This is a genomic window from Streptomyces sp. NPDC001536 (genome assembly GCF_042894505.1).
Taxonomy (GTDB): Bacteria; Actinomycetota; Actinomycetes; order Streptomycetales; family Streptomycetaceae; genus Streptomyces.
In genome coordinates this window covers 241,797-268,030 of sequence record NZ_JBIAVQ010000016.1, presented here as the reverse complement: position 1 = coordinate 268,030, position 26,234 = coordinate 241,797, and the positions used below count along the sequence as shown (strand labels likewise).

Below are 26,234 nucleotides of genomic sequence, written 5' to 3'. Positions count from 1 at the left end.
CGGGCCAGCTCGGCGCGCATGAACAGCGCCAGCAGACCACCGATGCAGAAGAACGCGAACGACGTGACCAGATACAGCGTTCCGATCGTCTTGTGATCCGTGGTCGTCAGCCACTTCAGGTGCCTCATGCCCCGCCTGTGTCCGCAGCAGGGCCGGACGTCACACTTCAGGGACGCGACGAGAATCACGCAAACGGCTGTGACGATCCCGAGGGTGCCGGACACGAACGGAACATGAGCAACGACGACGACTTCGCCGCTGCCTATCGCGAGCACTACTGGGCGGTCAGCCGCTATGTCGCGCGGCGACTGGACGGGCGCACGAGTGACGTGGAGGAAGTGGTGGCGGAGGTCTTCACCGTCGCCTGGCGCCGCCGCACCGACCTCCCGGACTCCCCCCTGCCCTGGCTGTACGGGGTGGCACGGAACTGCCTGGCCAACGCGGTGCGCGGACAGGGACGCCGGCGGCGGCTGGTGGACCGGCTGGGCAACGACGACACGGCACACGGGCGGCACATCGAGGCCGGCCCCGACGCGGAGACCCCGGGCGCCTGGGTGCATGACGCGCTCGCCCGGCTCTCCCCGTCCGACCAGGAGGTGCTGCGGCTGACGGCCTGGGAGGAACTGGACACCGACGAGGTGGCCGTCGCCCTCGGCTGCGGCCGACGGGCCGCGTCGATGCGGCTGCACCGGGCCCGGCGCCGGCTGAGAGCCGAGATCGATCGCATGGCCCCCACGACCGCCGCCGCCCTGAAGGAGAACGGCCATGGCTGACGAACTCGAACTCCTGCGCCGCGCCAACCCCGTGCCCACCGACGCACCCCACTTCGGCGACGGCCCTCTCGACCACCACGCCGAGCGGCAGCTGAACCGGCTCATGCGGCAACGGACCTCCCGCCGGCCCCGGCTGCTGTGGGGTCTGGCGGCCACGGCCGTCGTCGGCGCGCTGGTGGCGGCCCTGCTGTTCACCGACCAGACCACCGCGCCGGCGGTGGCCGCCCCCCGTCCGCTGGTCGTGCAGGCCGACTCCACCCCCGTATCCCTGGAAACCCTGGCCGAGCGGGCACGGGCGTCGCAGGGATCGCTCAAGCTCCGCAGGGGCACCCATGTGAAGTCCTGGAGCCTGGGCATGAGCGAGGACAAGCCTCCGATCACCTACCCGGAGGAGCGCATCGTGCGGTGGAACGCCGACGACAGTCACACGGTGACCGTCGACAACGGTAACGGCCGCACCACGCGGACCTATCCGCCCAGTTGGAGCGACGCCCCGCCGCAGTCACCGCCCCCGCACGACGTCACCCGCCTGCGCGCCTACCTTCGGGAAGCCACGTACACCGACACCGCACTGGACACCGGTCAGCTCCTCGACGGCGTCCGGGTCCTCCTCGACAACTGGACCCTCGGCGCCCGCGAGTCCGGGGCGGTGGCCGAGATGCTCGCGGACGCCGAGGGGCTGAAGCCCGTCGGACAGGTCACCGACCGGCTCGGGCGCCGCGGACAGGCGTATGTGTACCGGCAGTCGGGCACCCGCCGGATGCTGATCATGGATCCGGTCAGCGGCGCCGTACTCGGCCTGGAGACCACCTTCACGAAGGCGGAGCCCGAGTACGGCGTGCAGGCCGGTGACGTCATGGACTACAGCGCCTGGACGCGCTGATTCAGACCCCGAGCTGCCGGGCGGCCGCGTCGACCGTCTGCTCCAGCAGCGTGGCGATCGTCATCGGACCGACACCGCCCGGCACCGGGGTGATCAGCGAGGCCCGTTCCACGGCGGAGTCGAAGTCGACGTCACCGACGTTCCCCTCGTTGTAGCCGGCGTCGAGCACGACCGCGCCGGGCTTGATGTCCTGGCCCTTGATGAGCCGCGCCCGGCCCACGGCGGCGACGACGATGTCCGCCTCGCGGACGGCCGCGGACAGGTCCGCCGTGCGCGAGTGGCAGTACGTCACCGTCGCGTCGCGGGCGAGCAGCAGCATGCCGGCCGGCTTGCCGAGGATCGCGCTGCGGCCCACGACCACGGCCCGCTTGCCGGACGGGTCGACGCCGTACTCGTCGAGCAGCCGCATGATGCCGCCGGGCGTGCACGACACGAAGCCCGGCAGGCCGAAGCTCATCGTCGCGAACGAGGCGAAGGTGACGCCGTCGACGTCCTTCTCGGGCGCGATCGCCTCGAAAGCGGCCCGCTCGTCGATGTGCTCACCCATCGGATGCTGGAGCAGGATGCCGTGCACGGCGGGATCGGCGGAGAGCGCCTTGAGGGTGCCGACCAGCTCCTCGGTCGTGGTCGCCGCGGGCAGCTCCACGTGCCGGGAGGCGATCCTGGCCTTGCGGCACCGGTTCTGCTTCATCCGGACGTACGTCACGGAGGCGGGGTCCTCGCCGACCAGTACGGTCGCGAGACAGGGGGTGGTGCCGGTGCGTTCGGTGAGGTCGGCGGCGCGCTTGCCGGTCTCCTCCACGATCCGCCGGACGAGCGCCGTGCCGTCCATGAGCCGGGCCTGAGACATGATCCACTCCTGGGCTGGTAGTCGGTTCGCCCAGGCGCACGGCATCAGATACTGCGGACCGCTCCCCGGTGGTGCTCCACCTCAGCGCCAGTCACGGCCCGCCATCAGCCTAACCGAGCCGGTCGTGCGGCCGGCACCCCGTTCGACTCCGGCCAGGAACCCGGTCGCCTGGGCGTGAAGGTGAGGTGCACGCACGAGAGCGCCGATCGGCGAAGAGGGCAGGTCCGGCTCACCGACGCCGGAAACGCCGCCTTCGAACAGCACGCGGCGGAGGAAGCGGACGAGGTCGCGCTCCTCGCAGCACTGACCGCAGAAGAGCGACGGACGCCAGCCGACCTGCCGCGGAAGCCGGTCGTGGCCGCGGAGTGCGGACCGGACCGGCCCGCACGGCGAAGGTCCAGGTCAGCCGAGTCGTGATCCGGACCTTCGGCAACCGGCTCCCTACTCGTCCCATGCCTGGATCATGATCTGTTCGGCGATCTTGCCGTCGCGCAGCGTGATCATCGACTCGGCGAGGACACGCACCCCGTCCGAGTACAGACAGCTCTCGCTGAACGCGACGGTGTCGCCGTCCATGACACAGCGCTCCACTTTGTGCGTCATGTCGCGGCTGTAGACGTCCTCGAGGAGTTCGCCGATCTCGTCACGGCCGTGCAGGACCCTCGGGCTGCTGGGTTGGGTGTTGCGGTCCACGACGCGCAGTTCCGCGTCGTCCGCGTAGAGCGACAGCAGATTCGTCGCGGTGTTTCCCTCGATGCTCTGGCGCAGTGTCTCGGTGCTGAAAGCGGTGCCCATGACTGACCTCCGGCGAGGCCCGCGGCCGTAGGGGAACGGGCCGCGTGGGCCTCTCCTTCGAGACTCCTCCGCCCCGCCGGGCTCGGCAAGCGCAACCGCGACACTCCGCCTGACGGGTGAGCGAGGACCGGTGCCCGTGTCCGGCGCGGGCCCGTCGGCGTTGCTGAAAACATGATCTCCACTCGACGTATCGCCGCCGTCGTCGGTCTCGCCGTCGGCGTCACCGGTCTCGCCGCTCCGATGGCGAGCGCCGCTCCCGAGGGCAAGGGCGCCGCCCCCCTGAGCCCGATGGCCACGCTCGACTCGCTCACCGTGAGCGACCTGCCCGCGGAGTACAAGGACGCGCTTCCGCGGCCCTCCGCGCAGCTGGCGGAGCTCAACAAGCTGAACGACCTCAACCAGCTGAGCCAGGTGACCGATCTGGCCGCCCCCGTCACTCAGCTGCTGCCGGGTATCCAGTACTGATCGACACGCGTACGTCCGCACCGAGGGCCGCCCGGCCACCAGAAACCAAGCACGGCCGGGCGGCCCTTGACATTGTTGCCGGGTGAACAGAGCATGCGCTTAGAAATGAATCTTGGTTCACGTGGCGAACAAAGAGGTCCGCATCATGCCCATCACCCGCGAACTGTTCATAGGCGGCAAGGACGTGCCCGCCGCTTCCGGCCGTAGGGCGGAGGATGTCAACCCTTACACGGGGGAGGTGTATGCGACCGTCGCGGCCGCGGGCCCGGAGGACGTACGGCGGGCCGTGGACGCGGCCGAGGCGGCGTTCCCCGAGTGGGCCGCGCTGGCCCCGTTCGCCCGGCGCGCGATTCTGCTGAAGGCCGCCGACCTCCTCGACGGCAAGGGCGACAAGGTCGCCGAACTGATGGCCCACGAGGCGGGCGGCACCGCACCGTGGGCGCACTTCAACGTCTACCTCGCCGCGAACATGCTGCGCGAGGCGGCCGCCGCCGTGACGGCCCCGCGCGGCGAGGTCCTCACCGCCCAGGAGCAGGGCGCGCTGGGCCTCGCGGTCCGTGAACCGGTCGGTGTGGTGGCCGCGTTCGCGCCGTGGAACGCGCCGGTCATCCTCGGGGTACGGGCGGTCGCGGCGCCGCTGGCCGCCGGCAACACCGTCGTCGTCAAGACGAGCGAGGACGCTCCCATCGCCTGCGGCCTGTTCGTGGCCGACGTGCTGCGCGAGGCCGGACTTCCGGACGGGGTGCTCAATGTCGTCACCAACGCTCGTGAGGACGCGGCCGAGATCGCCGAGGCGCTCATAGCCGACGAGCGCGTGCGCGCGGTGAACTTCACCGGCTCCACCAACGTGGGCCGGATCATCGGCGAGCACGCCGCCCGTCATCTCAAGCCCGCCGTACTGGAGTTGGGCGGCAAGAACTCGGTGATCGTGCTCGACGACGCGGACGTCGACTACGCCGTGAACGCGGTCACCTTCAGCGTGTTCATGAACGCCGGACAGATCTGCATGTCCGGCGACCGGATCCTCGTCCACGAGTCGCTGGCCGAGGAGTTCACCCGGAAGTTCACCGCCAAGACCGCCTCGCTGAAGGCCGGTGACCCGAACGACCCGCACACCGTGGTCGGTCCGCTCGTCGCCGCCTCCGCCGCGCAGCGCGTGGCCGCTCTGGTCGAGGACGCCGTCGCCAAGGGCGCGAAGGTCCTCACCGGCGGTGGCAAGCCCGACGGAGCGGTGCATGCGGCGACCGTGCTCACCGATGTGCCGAAGGACGCCGAGATCTACCACGCCGAGGCGTTCGGGCCGGTGTGCGTGGTCGAGACGTTCTCCGACGACGACACCGCAGTGGCCGTCGCCAACGACACGGAGAACGGCCTGACCTGCGGCATCATCACCGAGAACGCCACCCACGGACTGGCGGTCGCGCGCAGGATCCGCACCGGCATCGTGCACATCAACGACCAGTCGGTGGCCGACGAGCCGCAGGCCCCCTTCGGCGGCTTCAAGGCCTCCGGATACGGCCGCTTCGGCGGACGCTGGGGCATCGAGGCCTTCTCCAACACCCGCTGGGTGACCATCGCCACCCAGCAGGCGCACTACCCGTTCTAGGACCGAGCGGTGACCTCCGGCCCGGCGTCCAGGAAGTGGAAGCCGGGCCGGGGATGCATCAGGAAGTCGTGGTGGGAGATGTTCCACGCGTAGGCACCCGCGAGGCAGAACAGCACCCGGTCACCCGCCCGCAGCCCCGCCGCGGGGACCCGGCGGGCGAGGACGTCCTTCGGCGTGCACAACTGCCCGGCCAGCGTGACGTGTTCGCCCTCGGCAGCCGGCCGCGGCCACGGGTGCGGCCAGCCGTCCACCGTCAGGACGGAACAGGGCTGGTCGTGGCCCTTCGTCGCCGGGGTCCGCAGATGGTGGGTACCGCCCCGGACCACACCGAACTCCTCACCGTGGCTGCGCTTCACGTCCAGCACCTCCGTGGCGTACCAGCCGCAGTACGCCGTCAGCGCCCGCCCCGGCTCGATACGCAGCGTCAACCCCGGGTGCGCCGCGGCGAGACGGTCGAGCCCCTCGCCGTACGATGCCCAGTCGAAGCGCCGGTCCGGGTCCGCGTAGTCGACGTGCATGCCGCCGCCGACGTTGACCTCCGCGACCGGGGCCCCGAGTCCGGTCGCCCAGGCCACGATCGCCTCGGCCACCGCGAGCTGCTCCGGGGCTTCGAGGCCGCTGGCCAAGTGGGCGTGAACACCCCGCAGTTCGAGGTGCGGGTAGGTTCCGTCCGTGAGCGCGCGCACCACCTGCACAGCCTGGGCGGGGTCCATGCCGAACGGCGTCGGACGCCCGCCCATCGCCAGCGAACTGCCCGCCAGCGAACCGTCGGACAAGGGCAGGTTGACCCGCGGCAGCACCGCGACCCGCCGCCCCGCCCGCCGCGCCAGCTCCCCCAGCATCCGCAGCTCGTACGCGCTCTCGACGTGGAAGCGCTCGACCCCCCGCTCCAGAGCGGCCGCCACCTCGTCCGGCGTCTTGCCGGGACCGCCGAAAGCCAGCGGACGCCCCGGCACCGCCTCGGCCACATGGGCGAGTTCACCGCCCGAGGAGACCTCGTAGCCGTCGACGTAGGGACCGAGCGCGGCGAGGATCTCCGGCTCGGGGTTGGCCTTGGCGGCGTAGTACAGCTCGACTTGCTCGGGAAGAGCGGACCGCACGGCGGCGGCGTGGGTGCGCAGCGCGGCCAAGTCGTAGACATAGGCGGGCAGTTCGGCCGACGCGAGGGTGAGAGCGCGGTCGTGGACGGCGGGGGTCATCGGGTGCTCCCGGTCAGGATGTCCTCGGCGAGCGGGGACGGCAGACGGACGTAACCGGCCTCGCGGTCGGCCTTGCGCTCCCAGCGAGTCAGCAGGTTCGCCTTCGCGGGCAGCGGTACGCCCGCGAGCAGGGCGGAGAGACGGGGCGGGCAGCCGAGCCGGTCGGCGTACGACCGGAGCGTCGAACGGACACGGCCCCACAGCTCGGCCTCCGCCTCCGGATGCAGATCGGCGAGGGCCGCGAGCAGCTCCGCGATGTGGTTGACCAGGAGGCAGTAGACGACCCGGTCCCAGCCGCGCTGCGCGTCGTACGTCATCGGGCCCGCGACCTCGGGCGGCAGCGCCGCCAGGGTCTCGGCGTGGTGCTCGGGGACCAGCTTGGTGCCCTCCAGATCGCGGAAGAGCACCTGGGCGGGCATGCCGTCGCCGTCCACGCACACCAGGACGTTCTGGAGATGGGGTTCGAGAACCAGGCCGTGGTCGAAGTAGGCGGCCAGGACCGGCGGGACGAGCAGATCGAGGTACGCCGACCACCAGTCGAGGGCCGCCGGTGCGTCGGCCCCGTCGAGCAGACGGGAGATGTGGGCACTGCTGCTCGGGTACTCGTCGGCGACGGCGGCCGCCAGCAGGGCCGTAGTGCCGGGTGCGAGCCGCTCGGGCAGGCCCTCGCGGACGATCACGCCGAAGCCCTCGAACAGCGCCTGGTCCGGGCTGCCGTCGGGCCCCGGCAGGGCGAGCGTGCGGTAGGCGGGCTCGCGGAGCACCGCGCTGCCGGGGAAGCGATCGGCGAGGTCGGCCAGGGCCGGGGCCAGGACGCGGGTCAGGGCGACGGCACCGGACAGCTCGTAACTGCTGTTCTTGCGCAGGCAGTTGGTGATCCGCACGTTCAGGCTGAACTTGAGGAAGGTCCGTCCGTCGTAGAGCGTGCGCACGGACGCGGTCGCCGCGAAGGGCTGACCGCCCGGACCGAGGTCCAGGACGTCGCCGTTGTCGAGGGCCGCGCGCAGCGCCGGGTGGTCGCGGAGTGTGTCGTACTGCCAGGGGTGGGCGGGCAGCAGTCGGTAGCCGTCCGGGACGTCGGGGCGCAGCCGGTCCAACGCGGCGGTGGCCGACGGCTCCGCGGTCTCCTCGGCGATCAAGTGCTCCCGTACGGCGAGGTGCCGCAGCGGGAAGGCGGCCCCTGCCTCCGGGGCGTACGCCGACCAGGCGCGCGGGTCGCCGGTGCGGGCCTTGGGCGTGGGATGGAAACGGTGACCGAACAGCAGGGACTGCTCGGAGGCCAGGTAGGTGTCGCCGGGACCGGTGCGGGGCGCGGCGAGGGCGGTCGTGACGGCCTCGTGACTGGAGGCGATCTGGTCCAGGAACTCCTCGTTGCGCACCCCGGTCCGCAGCGACAGTTCGTCGTGCGTGTACTCGGCGAGGCGGCGCCAGTCCAACTCCGCCCAGTCGCCGTCCCGCTGCTCGCAGACGGGGCCGGTGAAGCGATGCGCGCCGAGCAGCGAGGTGCGGCGCAGGGCGACGCGCAGCAGCACGCCACGCCGGGGCAGGCGCAGCAGGAGGCGCCCGCCGCTGACGACGCTCTGGTGCTCGGGGCCGGACACCTCGCGCAGCAGACAGTTGAGGAGGGTGTGGACCACCACCTCGTCGGCGGTGGGCAGTTCGGTGCGTCCGGGTGTGCGGATGAGCGAGGGCATCAGCGGCTCCAGCGGGGGGTCATGGAGGGGAGGAAGGTCGCCATGGCGGTCACGGCGGCAGCGGCGGCACCGGTCAGTACGGGGGCGGCGGGACCGAAGCGGACACTTCCGGCGGCCGCGGCGAGGCCGGCGGCGACCGCGCCGGCCTTGGAGAAGAACTCCAGCGAGCCGAACAGCCCACCGGGCGCCCGGCCCTTGGCGCAGTCCGCGGCGAGCACCTGGAGACACACCAGCCCGAGCGTGAGGCCCGCGCCGAGCAGCAGCCGTACGGCGATCAGCGCGGGCAGCGAGTCGACGACGCCGTGTCCGGCGAGACCGAGCGCGATGAGGACGAAGCCGAGCGCGATCCCGGTCCTGGGCCGGCCGCGGAACCCGGCGTGCACGGCCAGCGCCGCCACCAGATAGCACAGGTGGGGGAGGGCGAAGAGCACTCCGGACAGGGTCGGCGAGGTGCCCGGGAGCCGGTCGTCGACCAGGGCGATGAGATAGGGGAAGGAGATGACGGTGGAGAAGACGAAGGCGAACTCGAGTGCGTAGAGCGCCTTCAGCGACATCACCGGGGGCGGGCGATCTGCGGTGACGGCCTCGCTCGTGCTGCGGGCGACCGGCTCCGGTTCGGGCAGGGCCGCCAGCAGCAGCGCGGCGGTGAGGGGGAGTGCGGCGAGGAGAGCGTACTGGCGGTGCGGGGACAGCCAGCCGGACAGCGCGCCGACCACGATCGGGGCGAAGACCAGGGCCGCTCGGGCGCTGCCCTGCATCAGGGTCAGCGCCTTGGACAGGGCCTGGCCCTCCAGAGCCGCGCCCAGATATCCGTTGGACGCGGCGAAGGTGCCGCCCAGGATCCCTTGGAGCACGAGCGCGACCGTGAACGTGGCCAGCGAGTCCGCCCATCCGGCGAGCAGAAACGCCACCGCGAGCCCCAACTGGGCGCGCAGCAGCAGCCGTTTGCGGCCGTAGCGGTCGGCGAGCCGACCCCACAGCGGGGCCGCGATGCCCCCGAACACGGTCGGGACGACATAGAGCACCCCCGCCCAGCGGGCGTCGCGGTCGCCCAGTTCCGGGAGGATCTCCGTGAGGTACGGCGGCAGGCCCAGGGCCGCGAAGGACGCCACGAAATAGCAGGCGGCCACCGCGTGCACCTGACCGCGGCCGGAGGCGGACCGCGGGATCCGCAGGGCCCCGGCGCTCATGCCGAACCCCCTTGTCGCAGCAGGTAGTTGGGTCCGGTCGTGTAGTGCTTGTTGATGTCGGCCGCGCCGGACCGCTCCTTGGACAGCAGCGAGCCGGCCGTGACCATCGCCTTCACCGGCAGCCGCGGCGCGTCCAGCACCCGCTCGCGCAGCACGGCGGCCGCGTCCCCGCCGAGCCGGTCCACGGCCTCCGTCAGCCGGTCGCGGACGAGATCGAGCAGGGCACGCCGTCGGCCAGGGAGGCCGAACGCGTAGGCGCCCGCGCACAGATGGACGGTGACGGTGGCGAACAGGTCGGCGACCGGACCGTCTCCGGAGACATAGGTCCGTGCGTCGTCGAAGCCCCACGGACCGGCCAGCACCGCACCTAGCCGCTTCGCGTTGACGCGGGGCCCGTCGTTGTCCTTGAACAGCAGCCGCAGACTGCCCGGCCGCAGCACCAGCGAGACGTTCTGCTGATGCGACTCCAGCGCGATGCCGTACCCGAACAGGGTGGTCTGCCAGTCGAACAGCAGCGTCAGGAAGGCGTCCAGCAGGGCCAGCGGGTCGCCGTCGTGGAAGCGGTCGGCCAGGTGGTCGATGACCAGGCGTCCGTCCGGGGCGTCGGCGAGCAGGGCGGCCAGCGGTACGACCTCGGCGCCGTCCAGGTCGGCCGGGAGGCGCCGGCACAGAACGGCCAGCAGCTCGTTCCCGGCATGGGCGTACGTCGCCTCGTCGGCGTGCAGGATCGTGCCCTGGAACCGGGGCTCCCGGGAGATCACCGCCTCCAGCAGCCGCTGTCCCGCGGCGCCGTCCACGAGCGTGCCGGGCTTCACGGTCCGCTTGTTGCGCAGCCCCAACGTCGCTGTGGCCAGCGGGAGTTTGAGGTGCGTGGACGGGTTCACGGCCACGGTGCGCATCGACAGCGTCGGTACGACGTCCAGGTGCGGCCGGTCGGCGAACACCGCCCCGTCCGGCAGCCCGGCGTCCCGCAGGGCGTCGACCGTCAGCGGATGCACCGGAAGGACCACATGCGTGCCCTCCAGCCCGGCCAGACCGAGCTTCCGGAGCGAGGGCCAGAAGTCGGGGAGCGTGCCGGTGAGGGTGACGGTCTCCCGCCGCAGGGCGATCCAGCGCAGGGCGAAACGGGGATGGAACTCCGGTGCGTAGGCCTGTAGTTGCAGCTCGCTGAGGCCCGAGCGGCCGCGCGCGGTCGGATAGACGGGGTGGTCGAGCCGGGCGGCGAGCGTGTCGTACGCGAGCGCTGGCCAGCGTGCCGGGTCGCCGCCGAGCCGCCCCTCGACCTCGGCCCGGGTGGCCCTGTGCAGCCGGAGGGTGGCCAGCGTCTGCCGGCACTCCTCGGCGAAGGCGTCGTAGCCCTCGCGGTCCACGGGGTCGGCGAGCGCGCGCAGCGCGGTGAGGACAGTCTCGTACGAGGTCAGCTCGGCGCCGTCCGACTCACGGACGAGCAGGGGCAGCCGGGCCGCGTACTCGCACTGGAAGCCGTCCTCGACGACGGGCAGGAGCAGCGCGTCGCCCGCGCTCGGCAGCCGCAGCCAGGGCCCGTCCGGCCGGTGCACGAGGGTGCTGCCGGTGCGCAGTCCCACGACGTCCTCGCGGAGCAGGGCGCTGAGGACACGCGTGAGCAGTTCCTCCTCGCAGGCATCGGCCGTCGTGGTCGTCACGGTCGTCACGTCCGTCACGGCTGGATCTCCCAGCGCAGCCCGGCCAGGAAATCGGCCGTCACCCGGTCCACCGTCGGCTGGTCGGTGCCCGTGGCCCGCAGGACGCCGAGGTAGTCGCGGTTGGTGCCGTACAGCTCGTGCCGCTCGCCCACCGGGCGCAGCGGACGGTACGTCAAGTGGACGCCTTCGACGTCCAGTTCGACGGCCGCGGGAGCCCCGGTGAGGGTGCCGGGGCGCTCGGCGCAGGGGTACTCCAGGCGGGCGGCGCCGTCGCGGCGGGCGCCCAGGTCCGAGGGGAGCGGCTCGCCCAGGTGGGCGCGGAGGATGTGCTCGAAGAGCGGGATCTCCAGCAGCCGGGCCAGCAGCAGGTCGCACTGGTCGCCGATGGCCCGGTAGTTGACCTCGATGATCCTCGCCCGGCCCTCGTGCACCACGAACTCGGTGTGACAAGCACCGAACCCGACGCCGAGCGCGTCCAGTTGGGCGAGGACCTGCGCGACGACCGGCTCGGGGTGGGCCGGCACGAAGGTGAGGCGTTCCTCGATGAAGAAGGGCGGCGGCGACAGCTCGGTGTGGAAGCCGCCCAGGACGTGCCGGGTCCGTCCGTCGCCCAGGGTCTCCAGGGTGTACAGCTCGCCGGGGAGGTACTCCTCGACGACCAGGACAGTGCCGGGACGCCGCTCGAAGATCTCCTTGGACCGCGTCACCAGGTCCTCGGCGTTGTCGACGAGGACGACGTCCTCGCTGGCCACCCCCTCGCGCGGCTTGACGACACAGGGGTAGGGGGCGTCCGGGAGGGCGGCGGCCGGTTCGGTGAGCTCGGTCGACCAGACCGTGTCCACGCCCGCGTCGGCGAGCCGGCGGCGCATCTCGGCCTTGTCCTTGCAGCGCAGGGTGGCCCGCCAGTCCTTGCCGGGGAGCCCGAAGTAGGCGGCGGCCAGGGCGGCCTGGGTCTGGAGGTGGTCGCTGTTGGTGAAGACCGCGTCGGGGCGGTGGTGGGTGGAGATACGGGTGACGACGGCCCGGAAGTCGCGGACGTCGCACTGGAGGATCTCGATGTCCGGGTACGCGGCGCGGTGGGCCTCGGGCTGGTCGGTGAGGACGGTGACGTCCAGGCCCAGGCGGGCGGCCGCGGGCAGGAAGCCCTCGGTGACGGAGTCGGTCGGGTTGAGGGCGAGCAGGTACAGACGCATGGGTGGCTGAGAACTTCCGCTAGCGGGTGGGGGGTTGAAAGGGCGGGCCGGGGCCATGACCGCGGCCCGCCCCGATTCAGCGGGAGTTACTTGGCGGGCAGCGGCACGCCGGTGGCCTTGGCCACGTCCGCGAGCATCTGCTCGGCGGCCTGGACACCGATGCCGGACATCCACGTCTCGTCCGGGACCTCGAAGACCTTGCCGTCCTTCACGGCGGACAGGGACTTCCACACCGGGTTCGAGGTGACCTGCTTCTTCTGCGTCTTGTCGTCCACGTCCGCGGAGGTGACGAAGATCAGGTCGGCGTCGGCCTGGTCGATCTGCTCGGGGCTGACGTCCTTCATCGTGACCTCGGGGTCGTCGGAGACCTGCGAGGACGGCCGCTTGAAGCCGATGTCGTTCAGGACCACACCGCTGTAGGAGTTGGACTGGTACAGCCGGGTCGGACCGGCGATGAAGCGGACCACGGACGCGGTCGGCATGGTGCCGCCGTCCTTCTTCTTGATGGCCGCACCCAGCGCCTTGGCCTGCGTCTCGTACTCCGTCAGCTCGGCCGCGGCCTCCTTCTCCAGACCCAGCGCCTCGGCGTGGACCTTCAGGTTCTCCTTCCAGACACCGCCGGTGGTCTCGGTGAAGACGGTCGGGGCGATGGCGCTGAGCTTGTCGTAGACCTTCTCGTGGCGGACCTTGGAGGACAGGATCAGATCGGGCTTCAGCGAGGCGATCTTCTCCAGGTCGGGCTCCAGGAGCGGACCGACGTCGGCGGTGTTCTTCAACTCGCCCTTCAGGTACGTCGGGAAGCCGCCCTCCGTCTTGAAGTGCGGGGCGACCGCGCCGACCGGGTCGATGCCGAGCAGGGTCACGTCGTCCAGCTCACCGGTGTCGAGCACGACGACCCGCTTCGGCTGGGAGGGGATCTTCACGTCGCCCATGACGGTCTTGAGGGTGCGCGGGAAGGCCCCGCCCGCGTCGGCGGCGGGCTTCGCGGAGGCTGAGTCGTCGGACTCCGAGCCGCACGCGACGAGAGCGGCGGTACCGAGTGTCACGGCCAGCAGGGAGGCCAGAATCCGGCGGATTCCGGGCATGGCGGAGCGGTGGGACATGGGGGGTTGGTTCTTTCTGGTAGGTACTGAATCAGGCGGTGGCGGCGGAGTGCCGTACCGCGCTGCTCTTCGGGACGACCAGCGGGGTGCCGGTCTCCGGGTCGGGGATGACCCGGCAGTCCACGTCGAAGACGGACTTGACCAGCTCCGCGTCGAGGACGTCCGCCGGGGCTCCGGCGGCGGCGAGCCGGCCGTCCTTGAGGACCACCATGTGGTCCGCGTAGCGGGCGGCCTGTCCGAGGTCGTGCAGCACCATCACCACGGTGCGGCCCGCCTCGGCGTGCAGAGCGGCCACCAGGTCGAGTACGTCGAGCTGGTGCCGCAGATCGAGGAAGGTCGTGGGCTCGTCGAGCAGGAGGAGCTCGGTGTCCTGGGCCAACGCCAGGGCGATCCAGGCGCGTTGGCGCTGACCGCCGGAGAGCCGGTCCACCGGATGGTCCCGCAGGGACGTGGTCCCGGTGCGCTCCAGAGCCTCGTCCACCGCCTTCTGATCGGCGGCTGACCAGGGGCTCAGCAGCCGCTGATGCGGATAGCGGCCCAGCCGTACGAGCGCCTCGACGGTGATCGCCTCCGGAGTGACCGGCTGCTGCGGCAGCAGCCCCATCCGCAGGGCCAGGGCCTTCGCCGGCATGCGGTGGATGTCGGAGCCGTCGAGGGTGACGGTGCCGGCGGCCGGCGCCAGCAGCCGGCTCAGTCCTCGCAACAGGGTCGACTTGCCACAGGCGTTGGGGCCGACGATCGCGGTGACCGCGCCGCCCGGCAGGGTGAGGTCGAGGCCGCCGACGACGAGCCGGTCGCCGTAGCGGAGGTCGAGGGCCTCGGTGGCGAGCTGGTTGGGCGTGTTCACAGGCGTCTCCGGTGCGGCGGTCATGCGTGGCTCCTCTTCACGGGCGAGCTCTGCCGGAACATGAGCACCAGCAGCCAGGGCGCGCCGAGCGTGGCGGTGACCGCGCCCACCGGCAGCCCCTCGATCGGCAGCAGGTGCTGGACCACCAGGTCGGAGGCGAGCAGCAGCGCCGCCCCGGTGAGGCCGGCCAGCGCGAGCGAGACGGCGGTGGGCGGCCCGGTGACGAACCGCACGATGTGCGGCACCGCGAGCGCCACGAAGGTCACCGGTCCGGCGAGCGCGGCGGCGAGCGAGGCCAGCACGACCGCGAGGACGAGCAGGTGAAGGCGTGCGGTGGCGGTGTTGAGGCCGAGGGCGCCCGCGGAGTCGTCCCCGAGGTCGAGCACGGCCAGCCGGCGATGCAGGACGAAGGCGGCGGCGAGCGCGAGCACCATGGCGCCGCCCGCTCCCCACACCTCCGTCCACGTCCGCCCGTACACCGAACCCGTGGTCCACTGCAGCGCCGATCCGGCCAGCTCGGCGGGGAAGCGCACGATCAGCAGGTTCACGGCGGCGGCGAGCGCCGCCTGCACGGCGAGCCCGGTGAGCACCAGGCGGGTGACGGCGAGCCCGGAGCCCCAGGCGAACACGCCGAGGAGCAGTGCCGCGAGGAGGCCGCCACCCAGTGCCCCGAGCGGGATCAGGGTCTGCGAGGCCCCGGCGGCGATCAGCGCGACCGCGCCCAGCGAGGCGCCGCCCGTGATCCCCATGACGTCCGGGGAGGCCAGGGGGTTGCGGAACAGCCGTTGCAGCACACAGCCCGCCACACCGAGCCCGGCGCCGCCGACGATGGCCGCCACGGACCGGGGCGCCCGGAACTGCTGTACCACGAGGACGTCCCCCGCGTCGCCGAGCCCGACCAGGGCACGCAGGGCGGTGGCGGCGGGGATCCGCATCTCACCCGTCGTCAGGGAGACGGTGAGCAGCACGAACAGCGCGACGAGGCCGGAGCCGGCGAAGACGAGGACGCGCCCACGAGTCGTGGACCGGTTCACCGGGTCGCCACCTTCCGGGCCAGCAGCGCCAGCAGGGGCGCGCCCAGGAACGCGGTCACGATGCCGACCTCCAGCTCCGAGGGGCGGATCACCATCCGGCCGAGTACGTCGGCGGAGAGCAGCAGCAGCGGACCGGCGATCAGACAGCCGGGCACCAGCAGTCGGTGGTCGCCGCCGAGCAGTGGACGCACGAGATGGGGTGCGGCGAGCCCGATGAAGGCGATCGGCCCGGCCACCGCGACCGCCGAACCGGCGAGCAGGACGACCGCGATGCCGCCGGCCAGTCGGATCCGGGCCACCGGGACACCGAGGGCCTGTGCCGAATCGTCGCCCAGGGAAAGGGCGTTGAGGGCGGGGGAGACGGCCAGCGCGATGACGATACCGAGCAGCAGGGTCGGCAGGACCGGCCACAGGGTGTCGAGAGGGCGTCCGGACAGGGACCCGGCGAGCCAGAAGCGGGCCTCGTCGAGCGTGCGCTGGTTCAGCAGCATCACCGCGGACGTCCAGGACAGCAGCACGAGTTGGAGCACGGTGCCGCCGAGGGCGAGCCGTACGGCATCGATGTCCCCGGCGCGGCGGGCCAGCGCCTGTGCGAAGACGGCGGCGGCCGCGGCTCCGGCGAACGCGAACCACACGTACTCGACAGGGTCGTTGAGCTTCAGCGCGTAGATCGCGACGACGACCGCGAAGCCCGCGCCCGCGTTGATGCCGAGGGTCGTGGGGGAGGCGAGCGGGTTGCGGGTGATGCCCTGGGCGACGGCTCCGGCGGCACCGAGCGCGGCACCGACCGCGAGGCCGATGACGGTGCGGGGGAGCCGCAGACCGGTCACGACGAGGGCGTCGCGGCCGTGGGTGTGGCCGAACAGGGCGTCGGCCACGGTGGACAGGGGGATCGAGCGGGCGCCGAGGGCGAGACTCAGGGCGGTGCAGAGGGCCAGGGCCGCGAGGCCGGTCAGAAAGAGCGGTATGTGCCTGAAGGCACGAAAGGGCACACCTGTGGGGGGTGCGCCCCGATGGGTCGCAGTCACGAGGCGTGAGCTTAGGTGAGGCTTGCTTTAGTTTTCAACTGACTGTGTGATTCCTTTGGGGTGCCTTGACGTGCGGATCCCTTGATCGAGCTAAGGTTAGGCTTGCCTATTAAATCTCTTCTGAAACTCCCGCACCTGGAGCACGTCGATGTCCCTGGCCCTCAAGACCACGCCGGACGGTGCCGTCTCCCGAGCCCTCGGTGATGTCTACCGACGGCTGGCCGGCATCTGTGAAGCGCTGGACGCGAGAGTCGCGGAGGAGGGCCAAGTAGGCGTGACGGCAGCCCAGTTGACGTCCGACCCGTCCGTGCTGGACGCGTTCGTCGAAGCCGAGGCCGCCCGCATCCGCGAGCGCTACGGGGTCGCTGTCCGCCCGGACGTCGCCGCCTCCCGCGCCCTGCACGACTACGCCTGGTCCGTCGGCGTGCTCATGGGCGGCGCCTGGTACCTCGAACGGAGGGTGCCCCGCATCCGCCCCGAGGACCTCCGCCTCGACCTCGCCTCAGGCACGTACGAGATCACACCAGGCACCGAACTCGCCTGCCTCCCGGGCGACCCCGTGGCCGCGCTCCCCGGCGTCCTGACACTCTCTCAGGAAGACCAGCTGCGCGCCCAGTTGCGCATGTCCCTCGCCGAGCACATGCGTCCCCTGCTCGCCGCGATCGGACCGATCGCGCGCCGCCGCTCGCGGGCTCTGTGGGGCATGGTCTCCGACGACCTCGTGTCGGCCCTGTGGTACCTCGGCCGGATGCTGGACCAGGAGGGTGCCGCGATCAGAGCGGCCACCGAGGTGCTCCCCATCCCCGTCCCCCCGTACCCCAGCGGCGCCGATTTCCGCTACCTGGTGGGCGACGACGGCACCCGCCACGCCACCCGGACCCGCACCGGCTGCTGCATGTTCTACGCGATCCGCCCGGCCGAGGCCTGCTCGACCTGCCCGCGCACGAACGACGTGGAGAGGCTACGGAGGTTGGAAAGCTAGCCCGGGCTGTGGCGCCCCTTCTTTCAGGGGCGCGAGGAACTGCGCGACCAGCCACGTCACACCCGCAGACGCACAACGACGTGTCGTGGCCCTCAGTAGGCGTCTCAACCGGCCGTCGCCAGAAACTGCGTAGCCGCCAGTTCCGCATACAGCGGATCCCCGGCCACCAACTCCCGATGCGTCCCCACCGCCCGCACCCGCCCCGCGTCCATCACCACGATCCGGTCGGCCATCGTCACCGTGGACAGCCGATGCGCGACGACCAGCACGGTCGTCGTGCGCGCGACATCGGCGACCGTGTCCCGCAACGCCGCCTCGTTCACCGCGTCCAACTGCGAGGTCGCCTCGTCGAGCAGCAGCAGCCGGGGGCGCCGCAGCAACGCGCGGGCGATGGCGACGCGTTGGCGTTCGCCACCGGACAGCTTGGTGCCGCGATGACCGACCAGCGTGTCGAGTCCCGCGGGCATCCGGGCCACCAGACCGTCCAGCCTGGTCGTCTTGAGAACCCGGGCCAGACCCTCCTCGCCCGCCTCCGGATTTCCCAGCAGGAGATTGTCCCGCAGCGAACCCGACAGCACCGGGGCGTCCTGCTCGACGTATCCGATCGCCGAACGCAGCTGCGGCAACTCCCAGTCGGCGAGGTCGCGGCCGTCCAGCGTGATCGTTCCCGACTCCGGGTCGTAGAACCGCTCGATGAGCGAGAAGACCGTCGTCTTGCCCGCACCGGACGGGCCGACGAACGCCGTCATCCCCTGGGCCGGCACCGAGAACGTCACCCCGTGGTGGACGTACGGCAAGTCGTCCGCGTACCGGAAGCGCACCTCGGTGAAGGCGAGGGCCGCCGGCTCCGCGCCGACGGCGGGCAACGGGGCGGGCGCACCGGCCGGTTCGGCGGGCAGCCGTAGGGCTTCCTGGATGCGCGCGAGCGCCGCCGCGCCCGTCTGGTACTGGGTGATCGCACCGACCACCTGCTGGATCGGCGACATCAGATAGAAGACGTACAGCAGGAACGCCACCAGCGTGCCGACGTCGATCGCCCCGGTCGCCACCCGCGCCCCGCCGACCGCGAGCACCGTGATGAAGGCGATCTGCATCGCAAGGCCCGCCGTATTGCCCGCGGCCGCCGTCCACTTGGCGGCTCGCACACTCTGCCGCCACGACTCCTCGGCGGCCGCGTGCAGCGTGCGTTCCTCCCGGTGCTCGGCGCCCGACGCCTTCACCGTGCGCAGCGCGCCGAGGATGCGCTCCAGCGAGGCCCCCATCACACCGACCGCGTCCTGCGCCTGCCGGCTGGCCTTGTTGATGCGCGGCACGATCACACCGAGGATCGTGCCCGCGCCCGCGACGACGGCCAGGGTGACGGCCAGCAGCACCGGATCGACCAGCCCCATCATGACCACCGTCGCCACCAGCGTGAGCCCACCGGTGCCGAGGCCGACGAGCGAGTCGGTGGTGACCTCGCGCAGCAGCGTGGTGTCGGAGGTGATGCGGGCCATCAGGTCGCCCGGTTCGCTGCGGTCCACGGCCGCGACGCGCAGCCGCAGCAGATACGACGACAGCGAGCGCCGCGCACCGAGCACGACCGACTCGGCGGTGCGCCGCAGCACGTACGAACCGAGCGCGCCCACCGCCGCGTTGGCCACCACCAGGCCGGACATGACGAGCAACGCGCCCGTGATCGTGCGGTCGTGGGAGAGGTCGTCGATCAACTCCCGTGCCACGAGCGGCAGCAGCAGCCCGGTGGCCCCGGTGACGAGCGAGAGCAGGGCGCCCGCCAGCAGGGCCCAGCGGTGGGGTCGGACGTATCCGAGGAGCAGCCGCCAGGTGGGCGGGGCCTGCTCGGTCGCGGCGATGCTCACGGGGCTCCTTGCGGGTCGGGCGGAGCCTTCAGGCTACGTCCGACTCCTTGCGCGGGGCCCGCCAGTTCCGTGTCACGGACAGGAGCAGCGGACGGGCGGCGCCACGGGGCAGACAGGCGTCGAGCATGCCGGTCAGGACCTCGCCCGGTCCGAGCTCGACGTAGGTCGTCGTGCCCTCGGAGTGCAGCCGGGCGACCGCGTCCGCGAAGCGGACCGGCCGGCGCAGGGCGCGTACCCAGTAGCCGGGTTCGGTGGCCGCCCTGGTGAGCGGTTCGGCCGTGATGTCGGACAGGAGGGGGACACGGGGGACGTGCAGTTCCATCGTGAGCAGGGTGCGGTGGTAGTCGGTGAGGAGAGGCTCGATGAGCGGGGAGTGGGGAGCCGCGTCCACGCGCAGCACGTGGGTGCGGCGGCCGCGGGCCGACCACTGGGCGCACATCGCCGTCACCGCGTCACGGTTCCCGGCCACCACGACGGACCGGGGCCCGTTGACCGCCGCGACCACCGTGCCCGGCCCCAGGCGCAGTTCCTGCGGCCCCGCCTCCACCGCGGCCATGCGTCCCTCCTCCGGCAGGGTCCGCGTCAGCCGCGACAGCGTGCCGACCGCACGACAGGCGTCCGCCAGCGAGAACACGCCCGCCGCGTGGGCGGCCGCCATGTGCCCGGCCGAGTAGCCGAACAGCACGTCCGGGCGCAGTCCCTGGCTCTCCAGCAGCCGGTACTGGGCGACCTGGAGCGCGAAGATCGCCGGAAGGCCGTAGTCGACGCGGTCGAGCAGCGCGGCGGTGCGCGTCCCGGCCGGGGCGAACATCACGTCCCGCAGCGGCAGTTCCAGGTAGGGGGCGAGCAGGCCGCACACCTCGTCGAGGGTCTCGGCGAACACCGGTGACGTGGCGTGGAGTTCGCGCCCCATCCGCGGCTGCTGCGAGCCGGCCGCCGAGAACAGGAACGCGGTCCGGCCCCGCGGCACCCGCACCGGGGCACCGGCCGTCGGCGTGTCCGTCAGCCGCGCGAGGACCTCCTCCGCCGACCGGCACACCACGATCCGCTCCAGATCCCCGGCATGCAGGAAACCCTCGTCCCTGGCGTGCTCCAGGAGGACAGCAGCCTGGCCCTGCCCGTACGGGGCGTGTCCACAGCCGCGGGCGGCGATGGGCAGCCCCCGGGCAGCGGCGAACGAGACGAGTTTCCCGACCGCGGCACCGGAACGCGCCGTCAGAACTCCGAGCGGGCGGGATTCGACGATGTGGCCGAAACCGTGCGAGGCGAGTGCCATGTCCGCCCGGATCGCATTCACACCGCACGCTCCAGAAGGTCGCCGTCGATCTCGTCCATCCAGTCGAATCCGTCGAATTCGAGGCCCGCTATTCGGCTGTCGAAAATTTCGGAGAACACGCGGTGCTGGAGAAAACGGTGCTCGGCGTGCCGTTCGGCGATCAGCGCGGCCATCTGGTCCCAGCGCCGACAGCTCCTCGATGAGGCTGTGGACCGGAGCCTCGGGGGCGAGCATCTCGCCTGCCCGGCGGGTCAGCGCGGCGACGTACTCGTTCCGCCCCGGCGGGGACAGAAGGTGGACCGACAACCGCCAGGAGAGCCCGGCGCGGCGGGCGGCCAGCTCCCGCAGCAGAGAGATCGAGCCGCCCTCGACGATCACCGACCGGTGCCGGGCGCCGAGCCGCTCCACCAGCGCGACCAGGGAGTCCGTCGCCTCCGCCGCGCACAGGTCGCCGTCGGCGGAAGGTGCGGTCCCCGAGCCAGTACCGGCGCACACCCGGCACATCGGCACCCGCGCGGGCGCTCGTGGTGGCGAGGTCGGTGAAGCACTGGAGGCGATCGGCGACCACGATCGGGACGCCGGTCGCCCGAGCCCGTCGCGTGGCCGCCGCGCTCTTGCCGACACCGGTCGGCCCGGCGATGAGATGGACCGACGGACCGGTTGCCGCACGCGTGTCGCTCTGGGCCATGGCGGGATGCCCCCTTCCGCTTCCACTGCAGGGAGAGATGACTGCCAAGGTAAACGCGGCGGTCCCTCGTCAAGAACCAGGCGGACATCTGGACCGGGCAAAGAGACGTCCACATTCCTGTGAGCCTGTTAAAGGTTGAATTACCCGGGGTGAGCGGCCCAAGTGTGGGGAATCCAGATCGATATGAGGGACCGTCGAGCCCGTTTCCCAACGAATTCTTGACGTGTCGAACGGATATCCTCACCAGGAGGTCGTCCCGTGCACTCGGACATGCTGATCGCCGCCGCGGAATCCCTGCCGGAGTCCACGACGAGCGGCACCGTCCTCGTCGGCTACGGAGCGGTGGAGGAACTGACCAGGTTCGCCGCCACCCCGGGCTGGACCGTGCGTGTGCCAGGGCACCCCGCCGAGGTGCGCCGAGCCGTCCTGGCGGCGGTCGCGGGCGGCGAACGGGCGTACATCCATGTCTGTGCCGACTCCAACGCCGAGCCGCGCGGGGCGACGGAAGGGTTCGAACTCATCCGGGAAGGCCTCGACGGGGTGGTCCTCGCGGTCGGCTCCAGCCTCGACCCGGTGCTCCGCGCCACCGCGGGCCTCGACCTGACAGTCCTCTACGCGACCACCGTCCGGCCCTTCGACGAGATCGGCCTGCGCACGGCCGCCCTCGCCGCCGACCGGGCGGATCTGGTGCTGGTCGAGCCGGGCCTGCCGGGGACCTCGGCCCGGCAGGTCGCCGAGCCCCTGGTCCATGTGCCGCACCGGCTGCCGGCCCTGGGCGGCGCGGACCTCCGGGGCGAGGAGGCGCTGGGCCGGGCCGTCCGGGGCTTCCTCAGGTGACGGAAGGTGACGGATCCGCTCCCGTGCCGTTACTGATCAGTTGCACGTAGGGTCGAGGAGACGGACACCGGCGGAAGGAAAGGTTCACCACCATGGCGCAGGAAGTTCGCGGCGTGATCGCACCGGGCAAGGACGAGCCGGTCCGGGTGGAGACGATCCTGGTGCCCGACCCCGGCCCGGGGGAAGCGGTCGTCCAGGTGCAGGCCTGCGGGGTCTGTCATACCGACCTGCACTACAAGCAGGGCGGGATCTCCGACGACTTCCCGTTCCTGCTCGGCCATGAGGCGGCCGGAGTCGTGGAGGCGGTCGGCGAGGGCGTCACCGATGTCGCCCCCGGTGACTTCGTGATCCTCAACTGGCGGGCCGTGTGCGGGAACTGCCGGGCCTGTCTGCGCGGCCGCCCCTGGTACTGCTTCAACACCCACAACGCCTCGCAGAAGATGACGCTCGCCTCGACCGGGCAGGAGCTCTCGCCCGCGCTGGGGATCGGGGCGTTCGCGGAGAAGACGCTGGTCGCGGCCGGGCAGTGCACCAAGGTGGACGCCTCGGTGGCACCGCAGGTGGCCGGGCTGCTGGGATGCGGGGTGATGGCCGGGATCGGCGCCGCCATCAACACCGGCAACGTGGGCCGCGGCGACACCGTCGCGGTGATCGGCTGCGGCGGGGTCGGGGACGCGGCGATCGCCGGTTCCCGGCTGGCGGGCGCGGCGCGGATCATCGCCGTCGACATCGACGACCGCAAGCTGGACACGGCACGCTCGATGGGCGCCACCCACACCGTGAACTCTCGCGAGAGCGACCCGGTGGAGGCGATCCGCGAGCTGACCGGCGGCTTCGGCGCCGACGTCGTCATCGAGGCGGTCGGCCGCCCCGAGACGTACAAGCAGGCCTTCTACGCCCGTGACCTAGCCGGCACGGTCGTCCTGGTGGGTGTGCCGACCCCGGAGATGAAACTGGAGCTGCCGCTGCTCGACGTGTTCGGCCGCGGCGGTTCGCTGAAGTCCTCCTGGTACGGCGACTGCCTGCCCTCCCGCGACTTCCCGATGCTGATCGACCTCCACCTCCAAGGCCGCCTGGACCTCGGGGCGTTCGTCACCGAGACGATCCAACTCGACGAGGTCGAGAAGGCCTTCGAGCGCATGCACGGCGGCGACGTCCTGCGTTCGGTGGTGGTGTTCTGATGACCGCCCGCATCGAACGCCTCGTGACGTCCGGACAGTTCAGCCTCGACGGCGGCACCTGGGACGTCGACAACAACGTGTGGATCGTCGGAGACGACCACGAGGTGATCGTCATCGACGCCGCGCACGACGCCGAGGCGATCGCCGCCGCCGTGGGGGAGCGCCGGGTGACCGCGATCGTGTGCACGCACGCCCACAACGACCACATCGACGCCGCGCCCGCCCTCGCCGACCTCACGGGTGCCACCATCTGGCTGCACCCCGACGACCTGCCGCTGTGGAAGCAGACCCACCCCGACCGCGAGCCCGACGCGCACCTCCAGGACGGCCAGGTGATCGAGGCGGCGGGCGCCGACCTGCGAGTGCTGCACACCCCGGGCCACGCCCCCGGCGCGGTCTGCCTCTACGACCCCGGCCTCGCGACGGTCTTCACCGGCGACACCCTCTTCCAGGGCGGCCCCGGCGCCACCGGCCGCTCCTTCTCGCACTTCCCCACGATCGTGGACTCGATCCGCGACCGGCTGCTCACCCTGCCGCCCGAGACGAAGGTCCTCACCGGCCACGGTGACGCCACGACCATCGGCGCGGAGGCCCCGCACCTGGAGGAGTGGATCGCGCGCGGCCACTGACGAGGTCGTGGCCCCGCACATCGCCGTACAGCCGGCGCGGCCGGGTGACGTCGGAGAGGATCCGGGTGACCCGCGAAAAAGGTGACAGAAGATGTCCGGCTTACCCGGCACCGTGGAATCGACGACGGACACACACGGGAGGCCGGACATGTCACAACCGCTGAAGGGCAAGGTCGCACTGGTCGCCGGAGCGACCCGAGGAGCCGGGCGAGGGATCGCCGTGGAACTCGGGGCAGCCGGCGCCACCGTCTATGTGACGGGACGCAGCACACGCGAGCAGCGCTCGGAGTACGACCGCCCCGAGACCATCGAGGACACCGCCGACCTGGTGAGCGAGGCCGGCGGCGAGGGCATCGCCGTACCCACGGACCACCTGGACCCGGCGCAGGTCCGCACGCTCGTCGACCGGATTGCGGACACCGAGGGCCGGCTCGACGTCCTCGTCAACAACATCTGGGGCGGCGAGAAACTCTTCGAATGGGAGAGCCCCGTCTGGGAGCACGACCTCGACAACGGGCTCAGGCTGCTGCGGCTCGCGGTCGAGACCCACGCGATCACCAGCCACCACGCCCTGCCCCTGCTGCTGCGCAACCCCGGGGGACTGGTCGTCGAGATGACGGACGGCACCGCCGAGTACAACGGCGCCACCTACCGCAATACCTTCTTCTACGACCTCGCCAAGACGTCGGTCCTGCGGATGGGCTTCGCCCTCGGCCACGAACTGGGTCCGCGCGGAGCCACCGCCGTCGCGCTGACCCCGGGCTGGCTCCGGTCGGAGATGATGCTGGAGCACTACGGGGTGGGCGAGGACAACTGGCGCGACGCCCTCGACCGCGTCCCCCACTTCGCCATCTCGGAGACCCCGCGCTACGTCGGCCGCGCCGTCGCCGCACTCGCCGCCGACCCCGACGTGGCCCGCTTCAACGGCCAGTCCCTCTCCAGCGGCGGCCTGGCCCGGACCTACGGGTTCACCGACCTGGACGGCAGCCGCCCGGACGCCTGGCGCTATGTCGTCGAGGTCCAGGACGCGGGCAAGCCGGCGGACACGACCGGCTACCGGTGAATCAGGTGCGGAGCATGGGCGGTTCCCATTGTGCGGAGTGGCCCGGAGGCAGCGCCAGATCGTTGCGAACGGCCGTGTAGTAGCCGTCACGAGAGGTGCGCTGTCTCTCCAGCAGCGTGTGCCAGGCCGCCGGATCGTGGGTGTCCTGGCGCACGAACTGCTCCATGTCGATGAGTGTCAGCACCCATGTTCTGGCCTTCTCCACTACGTGGGGGCTGCCGAGCAGGAGCAACGCCTCCCAGGCCGGATCCCTGGCGGCTGTCGCTTCTTCGAACAGGGGCTCCGCTTCTTGCCGGGACAGCGGATGCGGGTGGGGGTCGTTGTCGAGATGGGCCGCTACCCGGTACGCCAGCGTCACTGACTTCTTGAGCGCGTGCGCGTAGTCGACGTATGCCGCCAAGCGGCGCTCCTCCCAGCGCGCGGTCTGCTCGCGGCGGAACCTCGCCTGGTCGCCCCGGACGATCGCCAGATAGGACCCGAGCGCGCCGATCACGACACCGATGAGCGCGGGCAGTTGCTGTATGAACGCGGACATGGGCGCACGGTATCTGCCCAGTTGATCGGCGTGGCACTACGGTGCGATCCCATGACGGACACAACACGCTTCGAGGGGTACGGGGTTCTCATCACCGGCGCGGCCCGTGGCATCGGCGCCGCGACCGCGCGGCGGTTCGCGGCGGAGGGGGCGCGGGTCCTGGTGACCGACATCGACGTGCCCGCGGCGGAGAAGACCGCGGCCGGCCTTCGTGAACAGGGCCTGACGGCGAGGGCGTTCGGATGTGATGTGGGGGACCGGGCCGAGGTCGAGGCGGCCGTCGCGCATGCCGTGGACGTCTTCGGCTCGCTGGACGTCCTGGTCAACAACGCCTGTCACTGCACCCCGGACGCCCCGCTCTTCGAAGACGAACCGGACGACGAGTGGGCGCGCGACCTGGACATCACCCTCACCGGCGCCTACCGCTGCTGCCGTGCCGCCCTCCCGCACCTGGCCGCCTCCGGCCGCGGCGCGATCGTCAACGTCGGTTCCGTCAACGGCCTGAACGACTTCGGCAACCACGCCTACAGCGCCGCCAAGGCCGGCCTCGGCTCGCTGACCCGCACCCTCGCCGGACACGCCGCCGCCCGTGGCGTCCGTGTCAACCTCGTCGCCCCCGGCACCGTCCGCACCGCCGCCTGGGAGGGCCGCGACGAGGACCTCGCGAAAGCGCGCGAGCTGTATCCCCTGGGCCGGGTCGGCGAACCCGAGGACATCGCCGCGGCCATCCTCTTCCTCGCCTCGCGCGACGCGTGCTGGATCACCGGGGTCACCCTGCCCGTCGACGGCGGGATCACCGCGGTCGACACCGGGTTCCGTCAACTGCGCAGCAGGGCTTAACAATCGCTGTAGATCTTTTC

The 26,234-nt window shown here is 71.7% G+C and carries 25 protein-coding genes, 2 pseudogenes and 1 riboswitch; of the genes and pseudogenes, 10 read left to right on the top strand and 17 right to left on the bottom strand.

Going from position 1 to position 26,234, the window contains the following annotated elements; genetic code table 11:
• The first annotated feature begins 233 nt into the window (after positions 1-233).
• Together ACFY0U_RS36520 and ACFY0U_RS36515 are read left to right on the top strand one after the other, a co-directional pair.
• Entirely contained in the window at positions 234-773 is a 540-nt protein-coding gene (locus ACFY0U_RS36520; protein ID WP_388643208.1) for an RNA polymerase sigma factor, read from the top strand.
• The gene (locus tag ACFY0U_RS36515; protein WP_388643206.1) at positions 766-1,656 is read left to right on the top strand and encodes a CU044_5270 family protein; all 891 of its coding nucleotides are present in this window, start codon (positions 766-768) and stop codon (positions 1,654-1,656) included. The genes ACFY0U_RS36520 and ACFY0U_RS36515 overlap by 8 nt, the downstream gene beginning before the upstream one ends.
• Before the next feature lies 1 nt (position 1,657).
• Here the strand turns inward: ACFY0U_RS36515 and ACFY0U_RS36510 are convergent, their stop codons facing one another.
• Together ACFY0U_RS36510 and ACFY0U_RS36505 are read right to left on the bottom strand one after the other, a co-directional pair.
• Positions 1,658-2,506, bottom strand: a complete 849-nt coding sequence (locus ACFY0U_RS36510; protein WP_388643203.1) for a bifunctional 5,10-methylenetetrahydrofolate dehydrogenase/5,10-methenyltetrahydrofolate cyclohydrolase — start codon at positions 2,504-2,506, stop codon at positions 1,658-1,660.
• A gap of 21 nt (positions 2,507-2,527) precedes the next feature.
• A riboswitch (ZMP/ZTP riboswitch) is annotated at positions 2,528-2,611 on the bottom strand.
• A gap of 336 nt (positions 2,612-2,947) precedes the next feature.
• Complete coding sequence (locus tag ACFY0U_RS36505) at positions 2,948-3,301, bottom strand: nuclear transport factor 2 family protein (RefSeq protein WP_388643201.1); 354 nt, start codon at positions 3,299-3,301, stop codon at positions 2,948-2,950.
• 171 nt (positions 3,302-3,472) lie between these two features.
• Here ACFY0U_RS36505 and ACFY0U_RS36500 point away from each other — a divergent pair, with 171 nt between their 5' ends.
• Together ACFY0U_RS36500 and ACFY0U_RS36495 are read left to right on the top strand one after the other, a co-directional pair.
• Positions 3,473-3,766 carry a hypothetical protein gene (locus ACFY0U_RS36500; RefSeq protein WP_388643199.1) on the top strand — a complete coding sequence of 98 codons (294 nt, stop codon included), beginning with the start codon at positions 3,473-3,475 and terminating at the stop codon, positions 3,764-3,766.
• A 145-nt stretch (positions 3,767-3,911) separates the two neighbouring features.
• A complete protein-coding gene (locus tag ACFY0U_RS36495) occupies positions 3,912-5,372 on the top strand; it encodes an aldehyde dehydrogenase family protein (protein WP_388643234.1) in 1,461 nt (486 codons plus the stop codon).
• On the opposite strand, the gene ACFY0U_RS36490 is transcribed toward ACFY0U_RS36495, so the two are convergent.
• From ACFY0U_RS36490 to ACFY0U_RS36450, 9 genes are all read right to left on the bottom strand, one after another.
• Complete coding sequence (locus ACFY0U_RS36490) at positions 5,369-6,571, bottom strand: type III PLP-dependent enzyme (protein WP_388643198.1); 1,203 nt, start codon at positions 6,569-6,571, stop codon at positions 5,369-5,371. The genes ACFY0U_RS36495 and ACFY0U_RS36490 overlap by 4 nt on opposite strands.
• On the bottom strand, positions 6,568-8,265 hold the full coding sequence (locus ACFY0U_RS36485) for an IucA/IucC family protein (RefSeq protein WP_388643196.1): 1,698 nt from the start codon (positions 8,263-8,265) through the stop codon (positions 6,568-6,570). Before ACFY0U_RS36485 ends, ACFY0U_RS36490 begins: the two co-directional genes overlap by 4 nt.
• Positions 8,265-9,455, bottom strand: a complete 1,191-nt coding sequence (locus ACFY0U_RS36480) for an MFS transporter (RefSeq protein WP_388643195.1) — start codon at positions 9,453-9,455, stop codon at positions 8,265-8,267. Before ACFY0U_RS36480 ends, ACFY0U_RS36485 begins: the two co-directional genes overlap by 1 nt.
• Entirely contained in the window at positions 9,452-11,137 is a 1,686-nt protein-coding gene (locus ACFY0U_RS36475; protein ID WP_388643193.1) for an IucA/IucC family protein, read from the bottom strand. Before ACFY0U_RS36475 ends, ACFY0U_RS36480 begins: the two co-directional genes overlap by 4 nt.
• Positions 11,134-12,312 (bottom strand): acetyl-CoA carboxylase biotin carboxylase subunit family protein, encoded by a 1,179-nt coding sequence (locus tag ACFY0U_RS36470; RefSeq protein WP_388643190.1) that lies wholly within the window; start codon positions 12,310-12,312, stop codon positions 11,134-11,136. Before ACFY0U_RS36470 ends, ACFY0U_RS36475 begins: the two co-directional genes overlap by 4 nt.
• Before the next feature lie 86 nt (positions 12,313-12,398).
• Positions 12,399-13,415 carry an ABC transporter substrate-binding protein gene (locus ACFY0U_RS36465; RefSeq protein ID WP_388643187.1) on the bottom strand — a complete coding sequence of 339 codons (1,017 nt, stop codon included), beginning with the start codon at positions 13,413-13,415 and terminating at the stop codon, positions 12,399-12,401.
• Positions 13,416-13,446: 31 nt separating this feature from the next.
• Entirely contained in the window at positions 13,447-14,286 is an 840-nt protein-coding gene (locus tag ACFY0U_RS36460; RefSeq protein WP_388643185.1) for an ABC transporter ATP-binding protein, read from the bottom strand.
• Positions 14,283-15,296: a FecCD family ABC transporter permease gene (locus ACFY0U_RS36455; RefSeq protein WP_388643183.1), complete on the bottom strand. Its 1,014-nt coding sequence runs from the start codon at positions 15,294-15,296 to the stop codon at positions 14,283-14,285. Before ACFY0U_RS36455 ends, ACFY0U_RS36460 begins: the two co-directional genes overlap by 4 nt.
• The gene (locus tag ACFY0U_RS36450) at positions 15,293-16,288 is read right to left on the bottom strand and encodes a FecCD family ABC transporter permease (protein ID WP_388643231.1); all 996 of its coding nucleotides are present in this window, start codon (positions 16,286-16,288) and stop codon (positions 15,293-15,295) included. The genes ACFY0U_RS36455 and ACFY0U_RS36450 overlap by 4 nt, the downstream gene beginning before the upstream one ends.
• Positions 16,289-16,472: 184 nt before the next feature.
• Here ACFY0U_RS36450 and ACFY0U_RS36445 point away from each other — a divergent pair, with 184 nt between their 5' ends.
• Entirely contained in the window at positions 16,473-17,306 is an 834-nt protein-coding gene (locus tag ACFY0U_RS36445; RefSeq protein WP_388643180.1) for a (2Fe-2S)-binding protein, read from the top strand.
• A gap of 104 nt (positions 17,307-17,410) precedes the next feature.
• Here ACFY0U_RS36445 and ACFY0U_RS36440 read toward each other — a convergent pair whose 3' ends face one another.
• The 5 genes and pseudogenes from ACFY0U_RS36440 to ACFY0U_RS36420 form a co-directional block, all read right to left on the bottom strand.
• Positions 17,411-19,165 carry an ABC transporter ATP-binding protein gene (locus tag ACFY0U_RS36440; protein WP_388643179.1) on the bottom strand — a complete coding sequence of 585 codons (1,755 nt, stop codon included), beginning with the start codon at positions 19,163-19,165 and terminating at the stop codon, positions 17,411-17,413.
• A gap of 28 nt (positions 19,166-19,193) precedes the next feature.
• Positions 19,194-20,462 (bottom strand): acyltransferase domain-containing protein, encoded by a 1,269-nt coding sequence (locus tag ACFY0U_RS36435; protein ID WP_388643230.1) that lies wholly within the window; start codon positions 20,460-20,462, stop codon positions 19,194-19,196.
• Positions 20,459-20,614, bottom strand: coding sequence for a hypothetical protein (locus ACFY0U_RS36430; protein WP_388643238.1), 156 nt, complete (start codon positions 20,612-20,614; stop codon positions 20,459-20,461). The genes ACFY0U_RS36435 and ACFY0U_RS36430 overlap by 4 nt, the downstream gene beginning before the upstream one ends.
• A gap of 67 nt (positions 20,615-20,681) precedes the next feature.
• A pseudogene (locus tag ACFY0U_RS36425) lies at positions 20,682-20,945 on the bottom strand (isopentenyl transferase family protein); the annotation flags it as partial.
• Positions 20,946-20,961: 16 nt separating this feature from the next.
• Positions 20,962-21,129 (bottom strand): annotated as a pseudogene (locus tag ACFY0U_RS36420) (isopentenyl transferase family protein); the annotation flags it as partial.
• A 258-nt stretch (positions 21,130-21,387) separates the two neighbouring features.
• Here ACFY0U_RS36420 and ACFY0U_RS36415 point away from each other — a divergent pair.
• The 4 genes from ACFY0U_RS36415 (at position 21,388) to ACFY0U_RS36400 (ending at position 24,839) form a co-directional block, all read left to right on the top strand.
• On the top strand, positions 21,388-21,966 hold the full coding sequence (locus tag ACFY0U_RS36415; RefSeq protein WP_388643177.1) for a transketolase: 579 nt from the start codon (positions 21,388-21,390) through the stop codon (positions 21,964-21,966).
• A 92-nt stretch (positions 21,967-22,058) separates the two neighbouring features.
• Entirely contained in the window at positions 22,059-23,147 is a 1,089-nt protein-coding gene (locus ACFY0U_RS36410) for an S-(hydroxymethyl)mycothiol dehydrogenase (protein ID WP_388643175.1), read from the top strand.
• Positions 23,147-23,776 carry an MBL fold metallo-hydrolase gene (locus ACFY0U_RS36405; protein ID WP_388643172.1) on the top strand — a complete coding sequence of 210 codons (630 nt, stop codon included), beginning with the start codon at positions 23,147-23,149 and terminating at the stop codon, positions 23,774-23,776. The genes ACFY0U_RS36410 and ACFY0U_RS36405 overlap by 1 nt, the downstream gene beginning before the upstream one ends.
• Positions 23,777-23,924: 148 nt before the next feature.
• The gene (locus tag ACFY0U_RS36400; protein WP_388643170.1) at positions 23,925-24,839 is read left to right on the top strand and encodes an SDR family oxidoreductase; all 915 of its coding nucleotides are present in this window, start codon (positions 23,925-23,927) and stop codon (positions 24,837-24,839) included.
• A 1-nt stretch (position 24,840) separates the two neighbouring features.
• Here ACFY0U_RS36400 and ACFY0U_RS36395 read toward each other — a convergent pair whose 3' ends face one another.
• Entirely contained in the window at positions 24,841-25,374 is a 534-nt protein-coding gene (locus tag ACFY0U_RS36395) for a hypothetical protein (protein WP_388643168.1), read from the bottom strand.
• Between the two features lie 51 nt (positions 25,375-25,425).
• Here ACFY0U_RS36395 and ACFY0U_RS36390 point away from each other — a divergent pair, with 51 nt between their 5' ends.
• Positions 25,426-26,214, top strand: a complete 789-nt coding sequence (locus ACFY0U_RS36390; protein WP_388643166.1) for an SDR family NAD(P)-dependent oxidoreductase — start codon at positions 25,426-25,428, stop codon at positions 26,212-26,214.
• Positions 26,215-26,234: the final 20 nt, after the last annotated feature.